Source organism: Acidisarcina sp. (assembly GCA_035539175.1).
Classification (GTDB): Bacteria; Acidobacteriota; Terriglobia; order Terriglobales; family Acidobacteriaceae; genus JANXZS01.
Map to the genome: position 1 here is coordinate 1283116 of DATLIY010000007.1, position 16576 is coordinate 1299691.

Genomic DNA, 16576 nt, shown 5'->3' on the forward strand with positions numbered 1-16576 from the left:
AGGCGCACATAGCCAGTCTCCACTTACTTCCTGAAGACCACCTGAAGACCGCAAAGAAGTGCTGAAAAAGCAGGAAGAACTTTCCAATCAGGAAACGGTGACGCCTTCACGAGGGAGAGCCATCGCCGCTGCCAGCGGAAGCTCGATCTTCACCCGCGTTCCACCAAGTGCGATGTTCTCTATTGAGATCTTTCCGGCTGCGCGATCGAGGATCGCCTTGCAGATTGCCAGTCCCAGGCCGGTGCCTCCGGTACGCCGCGAGCGCGACGGATCCCCGCGATAGAAGCGGTCAAAGATATACGGCAGCGCAGACGCCGGGACTCCTTCCCCTTCATCTTCGACGACACACAGCACAACATCTCCGCGCCGCGATGCCGTCATTCTCACAACACCATAAGAGGGACTATGTTGCACGGCATTCAAGAGCACATTGACGCATACACTGCGCCACATCTCCGGCGCAATCGCGGCGGTCAGATCCCGCTGCCCATCACTGCGTAATTCCACCTTCCGCAACTCGGCTATCGGAGCAAGCTCCACCATCGCCGACCGTATGCCGTCCATGATCTCAGTGCGCTCCGACGCCTGTGCAGGAGCGAATTCCTCCACGCGCGCCAGCAGCAGCATCTTGTGAGCGAGGTCTTCCATCCTCGCGCAGTCTGCGTTGCAGCGCTCCAGCCCTTCGGCATACTCCTGCGCTGTTCTGGCCCTCAGCCCCAGAAGCTGTACCGACGACTTCACTACGGAAACTGCTGTCTTCAACTCGTGTGCCCCATCGCTGACAAACTGACGCTGTTGCGCGAACGATCTCTCCAGACGTCCGATGACTCCCTCCAGCGCCTCCACCAGCGGGCGCAGTTCCTCCACGCTTCGGATCTCTTCCGCCGGTTGAAACCGCCAGCGCTCCGGAGAGATGCGGCCAGCCTCGGCGGCCAGCATCGTCAGCGGCCCAATGCTCCGTCGAACCAGCATCGGCACCAGCACAGCCGTCAGCAGCAGAAGAACCACGTTCGCCAGCGCAAACATCCGGACTGCGCCGAACACCTCCTGCCAGACCCACCGTGTCGGCGCTGCCACGAGCACCACCATGGAGTGCCTCACATTTGCAACTCCCGGATCGACGATTCGCAAACCGTGCATGCGTATCGCGCGGTACTCTCTGCCCGCGACCCGAAGATTCACAAAGCCGTCCGCACCCTTCCACAAATCTTCATCCAGATCTATCCAATTCCTGGAGCGACCCAGCTCCTGCCCATTCTCTTCGCGCACGGCGAAGAGCGCCTCTTTCGGCAGCGACAGGTCCGCCATGTCCAGGGTCACTGCCTCGGTTCCCTCATCGGGACTCTCGGTGACCGAGCCCATCACCGTATCCGCCCGCCCTTGCAATGCAATGTCGAACGAATGGAAGTGCGTGTGTCGCTCATAAAAGAACGCGAATGCAGTGACACACACGGCCGACACCAACTCCACCGCCAGCACCAGGGAAACGATCCTCCGCGTAATCGAATAGCGCCTCATTTCCCCTCCGCCTCCGCTTGTAACCGATAGCCACGGCCGCGTAACGTCTCGATGTACGACCGGCCCTCTCCATCGTCCAGCTTTCTTCGCAGATTGGACACGTGGGCTTCAATCACGTTCGAGTGCCGCTCCCATGCGTAGTCGTAGAGGTGTTCCAATAGCTCCTGCTTTGACACCACGACCCGCGGCTTGTGAAACAGATACTCCAGAATGCGGTATTCCGCGGGAGACAGCTCCAGCAAGCCTCCGCCGCGCTTGACGGTCTGCTCCAGCGTATTCAACTCCAGATCCTGCATCCGCAGCACTGGAGCCGCCACACCTTTGCCGCGGCGCACAAGGGCCTTGACCCGCGCCAGCAGTTCACCCAGATCAAAGGGTTTCGGCAGGTAGTCGTCGGCGCCGAGGTTCAGCATCTCAATGATGCTCTCTTTGCCCTGACGCGCCGTCAGCACAAGCACCGGAGTTTTGTTCCCCCGCGTCCGCACCTTCTTCAGCAGAGATGGCCCGTCGATCTTCGGCAGCATCAGATCCAGAACAATCAAGTCATAATGGCCGTATCCCGCTAACTGCAGCCCGGCCTCGCCATCTTCCGCTACATCGACAGCGAATCCTGCCCCTTCGCGAATCGCCGTCGCAACATTTTCCGCGAGCCGCTTTTCATCTTCGACTACAAGTACACGCATCCCTGCGCCTCGTCTGAAACTTCAGTGCCTCTGCCGCAGTTGGAAGCGGCGGCAGCGATCCTGGCAGGAATCCTCGAAGCAATCCCAGGGGCGCAAGCTCCTGCCGCCCGAGGATCAAAGCCTGCAGATAAGCAATTCTCGCTCATAAATCATCTCGGGCGGCAAGTGATCGTGTAGGGAGAGGAAGAGTTCTTCGTGGCCCATCACCTCTCGCTTCCACTGCTTGCGGTCCACCGTCTGGAGGACTTCGAAGGTTTCGCGGGGGAAGTCCAGGCCCTCCCAGTTCATGTCCTCAAAGTAGGGCGTCCACCCGATAGGAGTCTCTCTACTGAGGGCGCGACCGCGAACGCGATCGACGATCCACTTCAGAACACGCATGTTTTCGCTGTAGCCTGGCCAGAGGAATCTTCCCTCCTCGTCCTTGCGAAACCAGTTGACATGGAAGATGCGCGGCGTCGCCGACAGGTTTCGTTGCATGCGGAGCCAGTGCCGGAAGTAGTCGCCCATGTGGTAGCCACAGAATGGAAGCATCGCCATCGGGTCGCGGCGGACATGGCCCGTGGGACCACCGGCAGCAGCCGTCGTCTCCGAACCCATGGTGGCGCCGATGTATACGCCAGCAGACCAGTTGAAAGCCTGATAGACCAGCGGCATGGTGGTCGGTCGCCTCCCTCCGAAGATAAAAGCGGAGATAGGCACGCCTTCCGGCGCCTCCCATGCGGGATCGATGGTGGGACACTGTGATGCAGGCGCGGTAAATCGGCCGTTGGGGTGTGCGGCGGGAGCCCCGGTGGCCTTACCTATCTCCGGCGTCCATCGGTTGCCGCGCCAGTCAATCAGCTCCGGCGGTGGAGTATCGGTCATCCCCTCCCACCAGACACCACCTTCCGGAGTGAGAGCTACGTTGGTGAAGATGCTGTTGCGGGCCAGCGTAGCCATCGCAGTGGGGTTCGTCCGCGCTGAGGTGCCGGGCGCGACGCCAAAGAAGCCCGCCTCCGGATTAATAGCGCGAAGCTGACCGGTGGCATCGGGTTTAATCCATGCAATATCGTCGCCGACCGTCCAGATCTTCCAGCCCTCGAAGCCCTTCGGCGGGATCATCATCGCGAAGTTGGTCTTGCCGCACGCGCTGGGGAAGGCCGCCGCAACGTAGGTCTTTTCGTGGGTCGGAGACTCTACGCCAAGGATCAGCATGTGCTCGGCCATCCAGCCCTCGTCACGGGCGATGTTGGAGGCGATGCGCAGAGCAAAGCATTTTTTGCCCAGCAATGCGTTGCCGCCATAGCCGGAGCCGTAGGACCAGATCTCGCGTGTCTCAGGAAAATGGACAATGTACTTTGTGCCGTTGCAGGGCCAGGGAACATCCTCTTCCCCCGGAGCAAGCGGCGCGCCGACGGTGTGCATGCAGGGGACTACGCGCTTCACATCCTTATCGATCTCTGCAAAGACAGGCGCGCCGATGCGGGCCATGATGCGCATGCTGACGACGACATATGCCGAATCCGTGAGCTGAACCCCGATCTGCGACATGGGCGAACCGACCGGCCCCATGCTGAATGGCAGCACATACATGGTGCGGCCGCGCATGCTGCCTCGAAAGAGCTGCTTGAGCTTGCGCCGCATCTTGAACGGGTCTTCCCAATTGTTGGTGGGCCCGGCATTGTCCTTGGAGAGCGAGCAGATGAAGGTGCGATCTTCCACGCGAGCCACGTCGTTGGGTGCGGAACGCGCATAAAAACAGCCCGGCCACAGTTCCTGGTTCAGCCTGGTAAAAGTGCCGGCCTTGATGAGCTGATCGCAGAGAAAATCGTATTCTGCCTTCGAGCCATCCACCCAGTGGATATGGTCTGGACGCGTAAGATCGGCCATTTTTTCCACCCAGCGGATCAGGTGTTTGTTGGTGCTGAGAGGCGGAGAGTCCAACGTGACCTTCTCCATTCGGCCGGTCGAAGCAAGCATATCGCTCTCGCTGTCTCCCTCGTCATAGGACCGCGGGCTAACTTGTCTCTGCATATCTTTGGCTCCCCCATCGATCTGCTCGATCTACTTTACGGCGAAAACCAATACCTCGGCTCGCCGTGCCCCTTGAGCCGGGACAAACGTAACGTATTCGCCAAGTTCGGGAATGAGACGCCCGGTTGCGGCTCCAGGAGCGGTAGAAACTCGCCCCAGCGCCTCATAGTGGTCCGCGTCCTTTTCCAGATAGACGTCGATGGCGCCCTTCCCTGCTCCGCCCGATACATAAATACGCTTTGTCGCCGGATCAAAAGAAATATCATCCGCGCCTCCGCCGATAGGAAGGGTCTGTAACTCCTTGCCGCTGTTCAGATCCATCACAACCAGCTGCCCCTCATGGCACGCCACAAACATACGATGCGTCGCTTCATCGAGCGCCATGACGGTATTTTTCTTAGCTGTCACCGGCCAGGTTGCCAGGCTCGTAAGCTTCACGCGATCAAAGACATCAATTTCATTCTTGTCGCGATTGTTGGCGAACAGCCGTGGTCCCCCTTTCTCCACCGCCATCCCCTCGGTCTCGATCCCGTCATGCCGGATATCGCCGATCTGGGCCTCGGTCGTCGTATCGAAAACGGTGATGTCGGAATAGGTATGCTTTGCCTTTTCGCCGCCGTTGACCACAAACAGATGCTTGGTGGCAGGGTCGTACGCCACAGGATCAGCATCGACCAGAACCTTCAACGTCTTGAGAGGCTGGAACGTGTTGGAGTCGAAGATGTGTACCGCGCCTTCTCCGTCCGACACATACAGCCTGCTTACATCTGGCCGATACACAACACCTCGTGGCTCCTCGATTCCCCGGACAGCACGGGTCATCTCGCCTTTGTTCAAATCGAAGACCACCAGGGTCTTGGCTTCCACTGCTGTCCCGAAGACCCGCTTCCCTGCAGCATCGACCGCGAAATGATCGAAGTGTCCATTGATGGAAGCCGGAAGCTGATACCGGTGAATCAGGCTAAGCGGCGCCGCAGTCTTGGTTTGCGCATCCGCGGCCAGCGTCAGGCACAGTGCGGGGATAGAGAGAAATGTCAGCAGATTTCGCATCCGATCCTTCCATGGGAGCGTTTCACGCTCCGGGGGGTATGGTGCCCATGACAGGCTGAAGATAAGCAACAGGCGCATCGCGGAAGCAACGCCGGAAAACCATCGAGCTCGCGCACATGCTACCAGTTAGGACTGCTCAATTTTCGTATCGCGTATACGGGGTATCTTCAATGGATTGCTGTCCTGGAGCGACTCCGGCAGAAGAGCCGAAGGCACGCCCTGATAGCAAACCGGCCTTAGAAATCTTTCAATAGCTCTGCCACCGACTGAAGTCGTCCGGCTATCCGACGTTGCAGGGAAAGGTCCGCCATGGACCATGGACCAGCAGACTTCGACTCCCGTGGGATATCCGTTAAAGATAATCCGCCCTGCCTTGCGCTCCAGCACAGGCATTAACTGGCGAGCCATCTCAAGGTCTTCCTCTTCCGTAAAGAGGGAGACCGTCAGTTGCCCTTCCAGCCACTCGGCGATGGCGCGCATCTCTTCCGCCGTTGTGCACGAAATCACGATCGAGGAAGGGCCAAACACCTCGGCGGCCAGTTCAGGACGGGACAAGATATGCTTTGCCGCAACGGAGAACAGCGCTGGCGACCCAAGACAATTTCCCTCGCCAGGTTCAACCTTCGCCAGCGTTTCCACGCTTTCCGCCGAGGCCAGGCGTTCCACCCCTCGCTGGTACGCCGTATGAATTGCCGGCGACAGCATGGTGGCGGATGCGCGAGCAGCTACCTCCCTTTCCGCTGCGTGGCGGAACCGGTCGAAGCCGCTGCTCTCTATGCCGATAACAATCCCCGGATTCGTACAAAACTGTCCCACCCCCAGCGTCATGGAGTCGACAAACCCCTTGGCTATCGACTCGGCGTTCTTCTCCAGTGCCGATGGGAACAGAAAGAGGGGATTGATGCTGCTCATCTCCGCGTAAACCGGGATGGGTTCCGGACGGCTTGCAGCCGTTTTCATCAGGCTAACGCCGCCCTGCCGCGAACCGGTGAAGCCCACCGCCTTGATCGCCGGATGGCTGACCAGCGCCTGGCCAATAACATTTCCCTTACCCAGCACAAGCGAAAAGACACCCTCAGGCAAACCGCATTCGGCGACCGCCTGCTGAATCACGCGTCCCACAAGTTCGGATGTGCCCAGATGCGAGGAATGGGATTTCACAATAACCGGGCATCCCGCCGCCAGTGCAGATGCAGTGTCCCCTCCTGCCACCGAGAAGGCTAAGGGGAAGTTGCTCGCCGCGAACACGGCCACTGGGCCGAGAGGGACCTTTCGCTGCCTCAGGTCAGGGCGCGGCTGAGGCTTGCGCTCCGGCAATTCCGAATCCAGGACCGCGCCAATCCACAGCCCCTTCTCGACGATAGAAGCAAACATCTCCAACTGCCCGACCGTCCGGCCACGCTCTCCCTCGATGCGTCCCTTCGGGAGGCCTGTCTCCGCCTGCGCCCGCTCGATCAAGGTATCCCCAAGGTCCAGAATTCCCTGGCCGATGCGGCGGAGAAAGCGTGCTCGATCAGCAAGACTCGTCTCACGAAACGAATCGAAGGCCTGTTTCGCCAGCGTACACGCACGGTCGATCTCCGCCTCGCTGCCCACGCCAAAGGCTGGTTCCAGCTCGGCAGCGGCGGCAGGATTGAACGCATGAATGGTTCCCTGCGTACCGACTACCTCCGACTTACCAATCAGCATTGCTCCTTTGATTTTCATCCCTTATGTCCTCATCCAATTGCGGCGCAAATAAACTCAAAATTTCGAAGGGCTCGGCCCTTCCGAAAGGGGCCTTCGGGCCGAGGAAGCTCGTGCGTTTTCACGGTCGATGGAAGCCTTGATGGAGCGCGCCCGGTTCCTGGCAACCGTGGCGCACTCAGGCCGGCTGTCTCCCGCAAAATCCGCTGGTCACCATGCAGGCACGTTCTCACGACGCCAGGCAGCATAAGCCTCCTTCGTCGCGCTATCGGGAGGATATGTCCCGCGCAGCGGAGCGCCCGCCTCGATGCGTTCAAAGATGTATGCTTCCATCCGCTCCTGTTCCGCGGCATCGAGGGCAACTTCCTCCGCCAGATGCTGTGGGATAACAACGATCCCATCGATATCCCCGACAATGATGTCCCCGGGAAACACAGCCACGCCTCCGCAGCCGATCGGCAGGTTCAGGTCCACGGAGTGATGCTTGATGAGATTCGTCGGCGCGCTTGCACCTGCACAGAAGACAGGCAGGCCACAGGCCGCGATCACTCCACTGTCGCGCACGGGGCCATCGGACACCATTCCCGCAGCTCCGCGCACCTTTAGCCGGGTCGTCAGAATCGCACCACACGATGCGGCGGTCTTGTCTCCGCGGCAGTCCTGCACGAGAACATGGCCGGGCGGAACGGTCTCGACGCCCTTCCGCTGCGCGTTTTCGGGGTCGAGAAATATATCCAGAACATCGATGTCCTCACGAGCTGGAATATTCCGCAGAGTGAAGGCGGGTCCTACCATATTGCCGTCCTCAAGCTTGCCGAGAGGTGCAACACCCTGCATGAACACATTGCGAAAACCGCGTCGGAAGAGTTGGGTTGTTAAGGTCGCCGTGCTCACGTGCTTAAGTAGGTTGCGCGCCTGATCACTGAGTTGGTTCACCATGTGCTCCTTGGGTAGACAGCAGTCAAGTTCTAATGAATTTCAGGGTCGACCATACCTGTGTTGTGCGCCCTCACAGGCTCCTCTAAAAAGTCGAAGTCACAACCCTTGTCAGCCTGCGTGACATGAAGCTGATTGAGCACTCCATAGCCACGGTCAAATCTCGGTTTCGGCTCAACCCACGCAGCCTTACGCCGCGCCATTTCTTCGTCGGAGATAAGTAGGTTCAGTTTGCGCGCTGGAATATCCAACTCGATCTGATCGCCATCCTGCACCAGGGCCAGCGGACCGCCTACGAACGACTCCGGACTCACATGCAACACGCAGGCTCCATAACTGGTCCCGCTCATTCGCGCATCGGAGATGCGGACCATATCCCGGACGCCTGCCTTCAACAACTTTTCAGGAATGGGGAGCTGTCCCCACTCAGGCATTCCCGGAGCCCCTATCGGCCCTGCATTCTGGAGAACGATTACTGAATCGGCAGTCACGTTCAACGCCGGGTCATCAATGCGTTTCGCCATATCGTTGTAGTCGTGGAATACCACCGCGGGTCCAGTGTGCCGCTGCAGGCGAGCCTCCATGGCCGGGGGCTTGATCACTGCCCCTCCCGGCGCGAGATTGCCATGCAGCACCGCCAGACCATCGCTCTTCACCAGCGGATTCGTACGACGTCGAATGACGATGTCGTTATAGATCTTTGCTCCCTGGACGTTTTCTCCGATGGTCGAGCCATTCACCGTCATCTGCTCGCCGTCGATCAATTCGCCCAACTCTGCAAGCATGGCGCGCAGGCCACCGGCGTAAAAGAAATCCTCCATCAGGAACTCACCGGCTGGCCGGATGTTTGCCAGCACCGGCGTAATGCGCGCAAGCTCGTCAAACCTGTCCAGGGTCAGATTGATTCCGGCGCGGCGCGCCAAGGCAATCAAGTGCACCATCGCGTTCGTTGAGCCAGCCAGAGCCAGCACGGTAGTAATGGCGTTGTCAAAAGACCCAGCCGTAAGAAAGTCGGACGGCTTCATGTCTTCCCAGACCATCTCCACGATCCGCCTGCCAGTAAGGGACGCATGCTGGGCGTGGCGCGAATCCGCTGCCGGAATAGAGGAAAATCCAGGCAGAGTCATGCCGAGCGCTTCCGCTGCACTCGTCATCGTCGATGCGGTACCCATCGTCATGCAGTGGCCTGGGGAGCGGGCGATGCCCGTCTCGATCCCCTTCCACTCGGCTTCGGTAATTTTGCCTGCCTTCAGCTCCGCTGCGTACTTCCATGTATCCGTGCCGCTGCCCAGCACCACGCCTTGCCAGTTCCCACGAAGCATTGGTCCGGCCGGCATATAGATTGTCGGGAGATCCATGCTGAACGCACCCATTAATAATCCGGGAGTCGTCTTATCGCAGCCGCCCATCAGCACGGAACCATCGAAGGGATAGGAGCGCAGAAGCTCCTCAACCTCCATCGCAAGGAAGTTCCGATACAGCATGGTCGTCGGCTTCTGGAAGGGCTCCGACAAAGTCATCGCAGGCATTTCGACGGGGAAACCGCCCGCCTGCCAGATCCCGCGCTTCACCTCTTCCACTCTGTCCTTGAAGTGAGTGTGGCAGGGATTGATGTCGCTCCACGTATTCACGATGGCAATTACCGGCTTGCCCGCATAATCCGCGGATGTATAACCCATCTGCGCAGTGCGCGACCTGTGCCCGAAGGAGCGGAGATCGTTGACTCCGTACCAGCGATGGCTTCGCAGTTGTTCAGGAGATTTACGTTTCTTTGAAAGCTCTTTCATTGGCAGATATCCCCGGGATCATCCTTTGGCTGCTGTTTCGTGGTCCCAACCGTCAGGACGGTTCCGTGCTGTCGTCGAGAGCTCGATTGCGGGCGTTGGAAATGTGTGCACGCATCGCCGTACGGGCCTTTTCCGGGTCAGGATCACGAATCGCTTCCAGAATGCGGGAGTGCTCTTCCTGAACCAGGGCCAGTCTGCTTCTGTTGCGGGCAAGCGAGAGATGGCGCGTCAGGTTGACGCCGTTGAAGACGTGAAGCGCGAGAGCTTCCAGCGTCTGAATGAAGAGCTGATTGCGGCTCGCAGCGGCAATGGCGGCATGAAATTGGATATCCTCTTCCACGCCCAGCTCCCCCGCCGCATTGACCTGATTCAATCGCTCAAAGGCATCCTCAATCAACTTCAGATCTTCATCGCTTCTGCGCTGAGCAGCCAGCGATGCCGCCTCGCCCTCCAGCGCCACGCGGAATTCAAAGCAGCGCATCAGATCGGCAATGCCTCCAATGGGAGACAATCGCAGGAACTCGCGGCCCGGCTGGCGCTGTACATAGGTTCCCGCACCGCGGCGGCTTACCGTAACTCCGTCTGCGTGGAGACGCGCCAAAGCCTCTCGTACCACTGCCCGCGAAACCCCGTACTCCGTACCCAACTGGCTCTCCGATGGCAGACGGTCGCCAACGTGAAAATCCCCTCGAACGATCTGCTCGATAACCCGCTCATAGATTCGATCTGCCAATCGTCCGGATGCCTCCTCGGTGGAAGTGGACTCTCTAAGAGAGGTCGAGTTCGTAATCATTTGCTGCCTCCTGGCGCCTCGGTCGGCTGATGGATCCGCAGATGCGTGGCATTCATCGAGCGAGTTGGAAAACGAATGAGCCGCGTTTCCATCTTTGTCGTTAGCAAAAAATTTGTCAATACATGTCAGACAAATTTACGGCTCTAACCACGCACGAGCAGGCGGCAACCGTTGCATCACTCAACATGATTGGCCAGACAACCTGTCCGTCCAGCATTTGTCCATGGCGTAGCGAGTGTCGCGGCTAGCCGAGCCAGTGTTTCGGCTAGCCGCGACAACTGTCTTCCGTGACCTACCAGATCACCTTGAAGGCAAGTTGGATCTCCCGCGAGTCGGTTGTCGTTTGGTCAATGACGCCAGCACCATCCTGCCGGGGATAGGCAAGAGATCCATCAGCGTTGGCTCCTGGGGCGAACAGCGTGTTGTTATCCAGTGGAGACTGGAAGTTTGTATGGTTCAGGACATTGAAGAACTCCACCCGTACCTGCGTAGAAAAGCTCTCGGAGATACGCCGGAATGGGGTGTTCTTGTAGACGGAGAAGTCCAGATTCCGTAACGCGGGGCCAGACAGTATGTTCCGTCTCGCGTTTCCGAGCTTGTTAATGCAGGTGGGAAACGGCAGCACCGGATTGCAGTACTGGCTATAGAAGGAGGCCGATGGAGCCGTCGGCATGGAGAAGCACTCTGTCTTGATGTAATTGTTGATGTGGCCGGGATTCACCAGCGACTTGCACCCGGGAGTCGAGAGCCTGTCAGGAAACGAGAATGGGTCGCTACTGTTCTGTCCCACTGCGTCGCCTCCAACCAGGACCGTAAACGGCTGTCCATCCTGCGCGCTGAAGATGCCTCCCAGCTCCCATCCTCCCAGGAGCTTCTGCCCCAGAAGCCGGTTGATGTGTGGACTCGGCACATCCCATGTCGTGCTCAGGCTAAGCACTCTTGGGGTGTTAAAGTCCGAGACGGACTTGGTGAGGCGCAGGTCATACCAGTGCAGACTGCTGAGAGAGTTGCCGTAGGAGTCTGCTCCCGAACCCGTGGAGTTGTTGTCCATACTCTTGGACCAGGTATAGGAGCCCTGGAACTGGAAGCCCTTGCCCATGCGCTTTGTAACGCCGATGTCCAGCGCGTGATAGGAGGAGCTGCCATTCCACCACAGCGAGCGAATCGCGCCAAAGTTGGGGTTTAAGGTGGGAAGAGTCGCTGTGGGATCGGCCGAGTAAGGAAATACATAGCCGGCCGGCGTCAGGGTCGGTAGCGTCATGTCCGCGTCATCCACCTTGAATTGCTGATGCAGTCCACGGGAGCCGACGTAGCCGACAATTACCCCCAGGTTCGGAGTGATTTCGCGTTGGATGTTCAGTCCCCATGTCATCACGTAATTCCGATGCGGCTTCTGCTGTATATAAGTGGATGCGAGCGAGTTGACGCCCAACATGGGATACGCACCCTTAAAGAATGTGCCATCCAGACCAGAGCTGACGGTTCCTACTTTATAGAAAGGAGCGGGGCGCACCTCCAGCAAAGCGACTACGTAAGGAAGCGGGAGAACGTCGAACATTCCAAAGGCGCCATGCACAACCGTTTTGGAGTTTCCAACCGGATCCCAGGCAAAACCCAGACGAGGCTCGAAGTCGTGTAACGTGGGGTTGGCAAAGAGTTGTCCTCCAATCTTTGGAGTCGCATCCGCGATGTTCCGCAAGCTTACAAACTTGCCGTGAGCCTCACTGGGCACGGTGGTAATTTCATACCGCAGACCAAGATCGAGTGTGAGATTTTTGTGAAGCCTCCATGTGTCCTGCACGTAGACACCGAATATCGTCTGACGAATGTTGCGAGGTGTTGCCCCGCCAAGGGCTGAATCGAAGCTGTCAGGCTTGTTGGTAAGAAAGGCCTCGAGCGAACCAAAGGCCCAGTTACCTGCGGCATCCGCATAAGCGGTAGAGTTACTGCGAATATTTTCGTAAGCAGCGCCGAACTTCAGGCTGTGATTGCCGCGCGTCCAGAAGACGTCGTCATATGCCTGATAGGAGTTGTACCCGTGGGTGAAATGGTCGACCGCGCCCAATCCTCCCGGCAGGCTTGTTAGTCCACCGACGTTCACGCGGCTGGCAAACTGGCCCGGAGTCGAAGCGAGCGTCGTGTCCTTCGCCAGAGGACTGATTGGGGCTACGCCGACGTTGTTCAGTGCCGCGACTCGATTGAATCCGGCATGGAAGGCATTCAGCACGGCCGGGCTGAAGAGATGCGACTCCGATGCAGTGATGACCTGCCGCCGCACGTGGTGTCCCTGGAGAGAAATATTCAACCCATCGGGAGCGGAATACGGTGTGTTGTCGAACATGTAGGAGCCCGACATGCTGTCGTTAGTAGTAAACGTGTGATCCACCTTCACGGTGAAGTAATTCTCGGTGAGGATCTGTTGTCCGGTGAACGAATAGATTCCCGTATCGCTCGGGCCTGAGCTCGGCGTATTCGGAAGATGCCAGAGCGGGAGGTAGGCCGCGGCTGACGGATCCACATCCACGTGACCCGTGGTCAGATTTCCCTTTCGAGCCTCTGCCGATGGCACAACGGCTGTGGTGGCAATACCCTTGCTCTGCCGAATGGATTCGTAGTCGCCAAAGACAAAAGTTTTATTCTTGTGCAGCGGACCGCCCGCAGACGCTCCGAACTGATTCCGGTTGAAAGGTGCCTTGTAGGGGTTGCCATTGGCGTCGTAATCGAAGTAGTTCCTTGCATCCAGAGCGCTATTGCGGAAGAACTCATATGCGCTGCCGTGAAAGGTATTTGTTCCCGACTTCGTAATTGCGTTGATAACTCCCCCGGAGGTCCGCCCATACTGCGCGGAGTAATTGCTGGTGACTACGGAAAATTCCTGAATGGCATCGACACCCAGCGATACGCCAAGCACGCTGCCTGGAGCACCGTTCGCGTAATCATTCACGCTGATGCCTTCCATTCGGTAGTTGTTCTGCACCGGCTTGCCGCCACCGATCGAGAGTTGCGTGCCAAATCCGTGCTCACCGCGGTCGGCGCCGTGTGCAGGATTGGATGAGGTCTTCAGCAGCGTGACCCCTGGTTGGAGTGTGGCCAGATCGGTCCAGCTGCGGCCGTTCAGAGGAAGCTCGCGTACTGCAGTCGAATCCACAACCGAGGTGAGCTCTGAGGATCCGAGTTGAAGCAGCGGAGCCAGTTCGTCCACTTCCACCTGCTCGCTGATTTGGCCCACCTTCATCTGGACGTCGATGACCTGGCTGCCGCCCACGTTCAGCGTGATTCCCTTGCGGGACGCGGTAGCAAAGCCCTGAGAAGTGACGGTGACCTCATAGCTGCCGGGACGAAGATTCGGCGCGCTGTAGAAACCGCTCTTATCACTCACCGTTGTGCGCGTGGTCTCCGTATTGCGGTTTTCGATGACAACTTGCGCATTCGGCAATGCGGCACCGGAGGCATCGGTGATCGTTCCAGAGAGCGTGGCTCCCGTCACCTGGGCGAAGAGTTGAACATCTGTAGAAAACACCACTACCAGAGTCACCAGCAGCGCCATAGCCAGGCGCACTCCCTTGAATGTGAAAATTGTCATAGTTGAACCCCTTATGTTGTCGCATCGACGATCAAGATGTAAGACAACTTCTGTTCCACAGCCGAGATTGATATTACTGTCGCTCAATACCTGTCAAGCATTTTCTTTAACATGACAGACAAAAAATGAGGCTCTTATTCCAACATGCTCATTTCATTCGGAATCCATGGGCGCCCAATCATGGAAATCGTGAAAACCGCTGGCTGCGAGCACTCGTTTTATGAGGTTTTGGAGTCCGCTTTTGCGTCCAGTGCGGTTACAAATTGCGGGAGAGCGGGGTCCTGACTCCGCCCGGTTGTCACCTTGGGCAATAGAAAAGTGAGAAGAGTGCCCACCACGAGCGCCAGGACCAGGGCATAGTTGCCATACTCCATTCGCCCGCTGTAAGTGACGGACCGGCCAACCAGGATCGGACCGATAAAGCCACCCAGGTTCCCAACCGCGTTGATCACGCCCCGGGCACCTCCGCAGATTCCCGGGGGAAACAACAGCGACGGCATAGCCCAGAACGGGCTTTGCATACACTTTAGGAAGAGCCCGGTGAAGACCAGGAAGCCATAGGAAACCCACACCCACCGGGACGACATGGTCGCAGCCAACAGCGCCACCGCAAACCCCGCCAGCGAGAGCGCCGTCCAAAGCCGCCGGTTGCCGTCCCTGTCCGACAGGAAGCCGAAGAGATACAGGCCGCCAAGGGCCGCGACGAACGGAAGCGACGTCAGCCAACCGACCTTCCCCAGGCTCATCTTCGTCAGGTTGGCGAGCAAGGTGGGCAGCCAGAGCGTGTAGCCATACTGTCCCGTGGTGTAGCAGATGATGATCAGAACCATGAGCCACAGATTCTTGTCAGACAGTAGCTGCTTATAGGACCCATGAACGCGGCCAGCCGCCTGGAAGGCGCGCTCGCGCTCTAAACGCTCTGCCCCCAGTGTCCCTTCCAGATACTCCCGTTCTTCGCGGGAAATCCACTTTGCTTCGCTGGGCTTATCGCTGATCATGGGTACCCAGACGAGGATCAGCAGCAGGGATATCCCGCCCTCCAGGAAGAACAGCCACCGCCATTCATATCTCGATACGATCCAGCCGGAGACAGGATTGGTCAGAATTGTGGAGAGCGGCAGGCTCATCAAAAACAGGGCGTTTGCCCTTCCTATCTCCTTCGCAGGAAACCACTTGCCCACCAGAACCAGGAGCGCCGGATAGACTCCCCCCTCCGCTACGCCCAGCAGAAATCGCATCACCATCAACTCCGGCGCATTGCGGACCAGCCCGGTGAGAAACGAGACCAACCCCCACGCCAGAATCGCCCAGAATATATAGACCTTGGCGCTGAAATGCTCGGCGATATGCCCCGCCGGCACTTGCAGCAACATGTATCCGATAAAGAACATTCCGGCAGCGAGGCCCGCTCCAGCCATGGAGAGGTGCAATTCCTTGTTCATCCCGCCCGCAATCGCAAAGCTGATGTTCATCCGGTCCATGTAGGCAACGATGTAGATCAGGATGGTGGCCGGTATGATGCGCACCCATCTCGCCTTGGGGATCCCCTCGTGGCTGTCCGCTGTCATCTCTCTCCCGTGAAACTCTGCCTCATCCGTGAAGCAACAGCCGTGATTCGGAGCCCGATTCTCTCTACCAACGGCTTCCACGCATAGGGGAACGTAATGCTCGCAAAGAGAGGTTGTCAACTAAATAGCTACACTTGTCTTACATTAGGGGGCCGGATTGGTCGTGATCGAGATCACAGTCTCCTGAAATATCCCGCCCTATATTCAGATAGATTGGTATCGATATGACTTTATCGAATGTATCGCCTGCAAAGGCGGCGGAGGCGCCATCCATCCCACAGGCTAGCCTGAAAAGGCTGCCCCAGTACCACCATTACCTGGTGGATCTTGAGGCAAAGGGAGTACACCAGGTCTCCTGCAGCCTCATTGGCCGGGACCTGAATTGCGTCCCCGTACAAGTCCGCAAGGATTTGCAGTATACGGGCATCATCGGCAAGCCGAAGACTGGCTATTCGGTCCCCGCACTCATCCAGGCCATTGAAACATTTCTCGGCTGGAACAATGTAAACGAGGCATTTCTTGTGGGAGTGGGAAACCTGGGCACGGCGCTTCTCGGCCATCAACGATTCTCGAAGTTTGGCCTGCGCATCGTGGCTGCTTTCGATACCGATCCTGAAAAAATCGGCCAACGGATCCACGAGAAGAAGGTATTGCCGCTCAAGAAGCTGGGCGAGCTTGCACAGCGGAAGAGTATCCATCTGGGAATCATTACGGCTCCTGCCACAGCGGCGCAGGCGGTGGCAGATGTGATGGTGAACGCAGGCATCCAGGCCATCTGGAACTTCGCCCCAGTGAAGCTGAAAGTTCCAGAACACATCTTCGTGCATAACGAAGATCTCTACTCTTCGCTGGCGTCGCTCTCCTGGAAGTTGTCGAGACGATTCCGGAATCCCATTCAAGGAAACTGACCGGCAACCGTTGCGCGGATTCCCGCCAGAGGAGTAGCGGACCTAATGGGT

At 58.1% G+C, this 16576-nt stretch carries 11 protein-coding genes; 1 reads left to right on the forward strand and 10 read right to left on the reverse strand.

Going from position 1 to position 16576, the window contains the following annotated elements:
• Window positions 1–87: 87 nt before the first annotated feature.
• The 10 genes from VM554_08095 to VM554_08140 all read right to left on the reverse strand — a co-directional run bounded on the left by VM554_08095 (window position 88) and on the right by VM554_08140 (window position 15617).
• Window positions 88–1518, reverse strand: a complete 1431-nt coding sequence (locus VM554_08095) for a HAMP domain-containing sensor histidine kinase (protein ID HVJ08332.1) — start codon at window positions 1516–1518, stop codon at window positions 88–90.
• A complete protein-coding gene (locus VM554_08100) occupies window positions 1515–2201 on the reverse strand; it encodes a response regulator transcription factor (protein HVJ08333.1) in 687 nt (228 codons plus the stop codon). Before VM554_08100 ends, VM554_08095 begins: the two co-directional genes overlap by 4 nt.
• A gap of 114 nt (window positions 2202–2315) precedes the next feature.
• Entirely contained in the window at window positions 2316–4214 is a 1899-nt protein-coding gene (locus tag VM554_08105) for a phosphoenolpyruvate carboxykinase (GTP) (protein HVJ08334.1), read from the reverse strand.
• A gap of 30 nt (window positions 4215–4244) precedes the next feature.
• On the reverse strand, window positions 4245–5264 hold the full coding sequence (locus VM554_08110; protein ID HVJ08335.1) for a hypothetical protein: 1020 nt from the start codon (window positions 5262–5264) through the stop codon (window positions 4245–4247).
• A gap of 126 nt (window positions 5265–5390) precedes the next feature.
• The gene (locus VM554_08115; protein ID HVJ08336.1) at window positions 5391–6971 is read right to left on the reverse strand and encodes an aldehyde dehydrogenase (NADP(+)); all 1581 of its coding nucleotides are present in this window, start codon (window positions 6969–6971) and stop codon (window positions 5391–5393) included.
• 189 nt (window positions 6972–7160) lie between these two features.
• A complete protein-coding gene (locus VM554_08120) occupies window positions 7161–7889 on the reverse strand; it encodes a ribonuclease activity regulator RraA (protein ID HVJ08337.1) in 729 nt (242 codons plus the stop codon).
• 29 nt (window positions 7890–7918) lie between these two features.
• Window positions 7919–9673 (reverse strand): L-arabinonate dehydratase, encoded by a 1755-nt coding sequence (gene araD / locus VM554_08125; protein HVJ08338.1) that lies wholly within the window; start codon window positions 9671–9673, stop codon window positions 7919–7921.
• A gap of 52 nt (window positions 9674–9725) precedes the next feature.
• Window positions 9726–10466, reverse strand: a complete 741-nt coding sequence (locus VM554_08130) for a FadR/GntR family transcriptional regulator (protein HVJ08339.1) — start codon at window positions 10464–10466, stop codon at window positions 9726–9728.
• Window positions 10467–10758: 292 nt separating this feature from the next.
• A complete protein-coding gene (locus tag VM554_08135) occupies window positions 10759–14049 on the reverse strand; it encodes a TonB-dependent receptor (GenBank protein HVJ08340.1) in 3291 nt (1096 codons plus the stop codon).
• A gap of 218 nt (window positions 14050–14267) precedes the next feature.
• Window positions 14268–15617 carry an MFS transporter gene (locus VM554_08140; protein HVJ08341.1) on the reverse strand — a complete coding sequence of 450 codons (1350 nt, stop codon included), beginning with the start codon at window positions 15615–15617 and terminating at the stop codon, window positions 14268–14270.
• A gap of 224 nt (window positions 15618–15841) precedes the next feature.
• On the opposite strand from VM554_08140, the gene VM554_08145 reads away from it, so the two are divergent.
• A complete protein-coding gene (locus VM554_08145) occupies window positions 15842–16525 on the forward strand; it encodes a redox-sensing transcriptional repressor Rex (GenBank protein HVJ08342.1) in 684 nt (227 codons plus the stop codon).
• The last annotated feature ends 51 nt before the right edge of the window (window positions 16526–16576 follow it).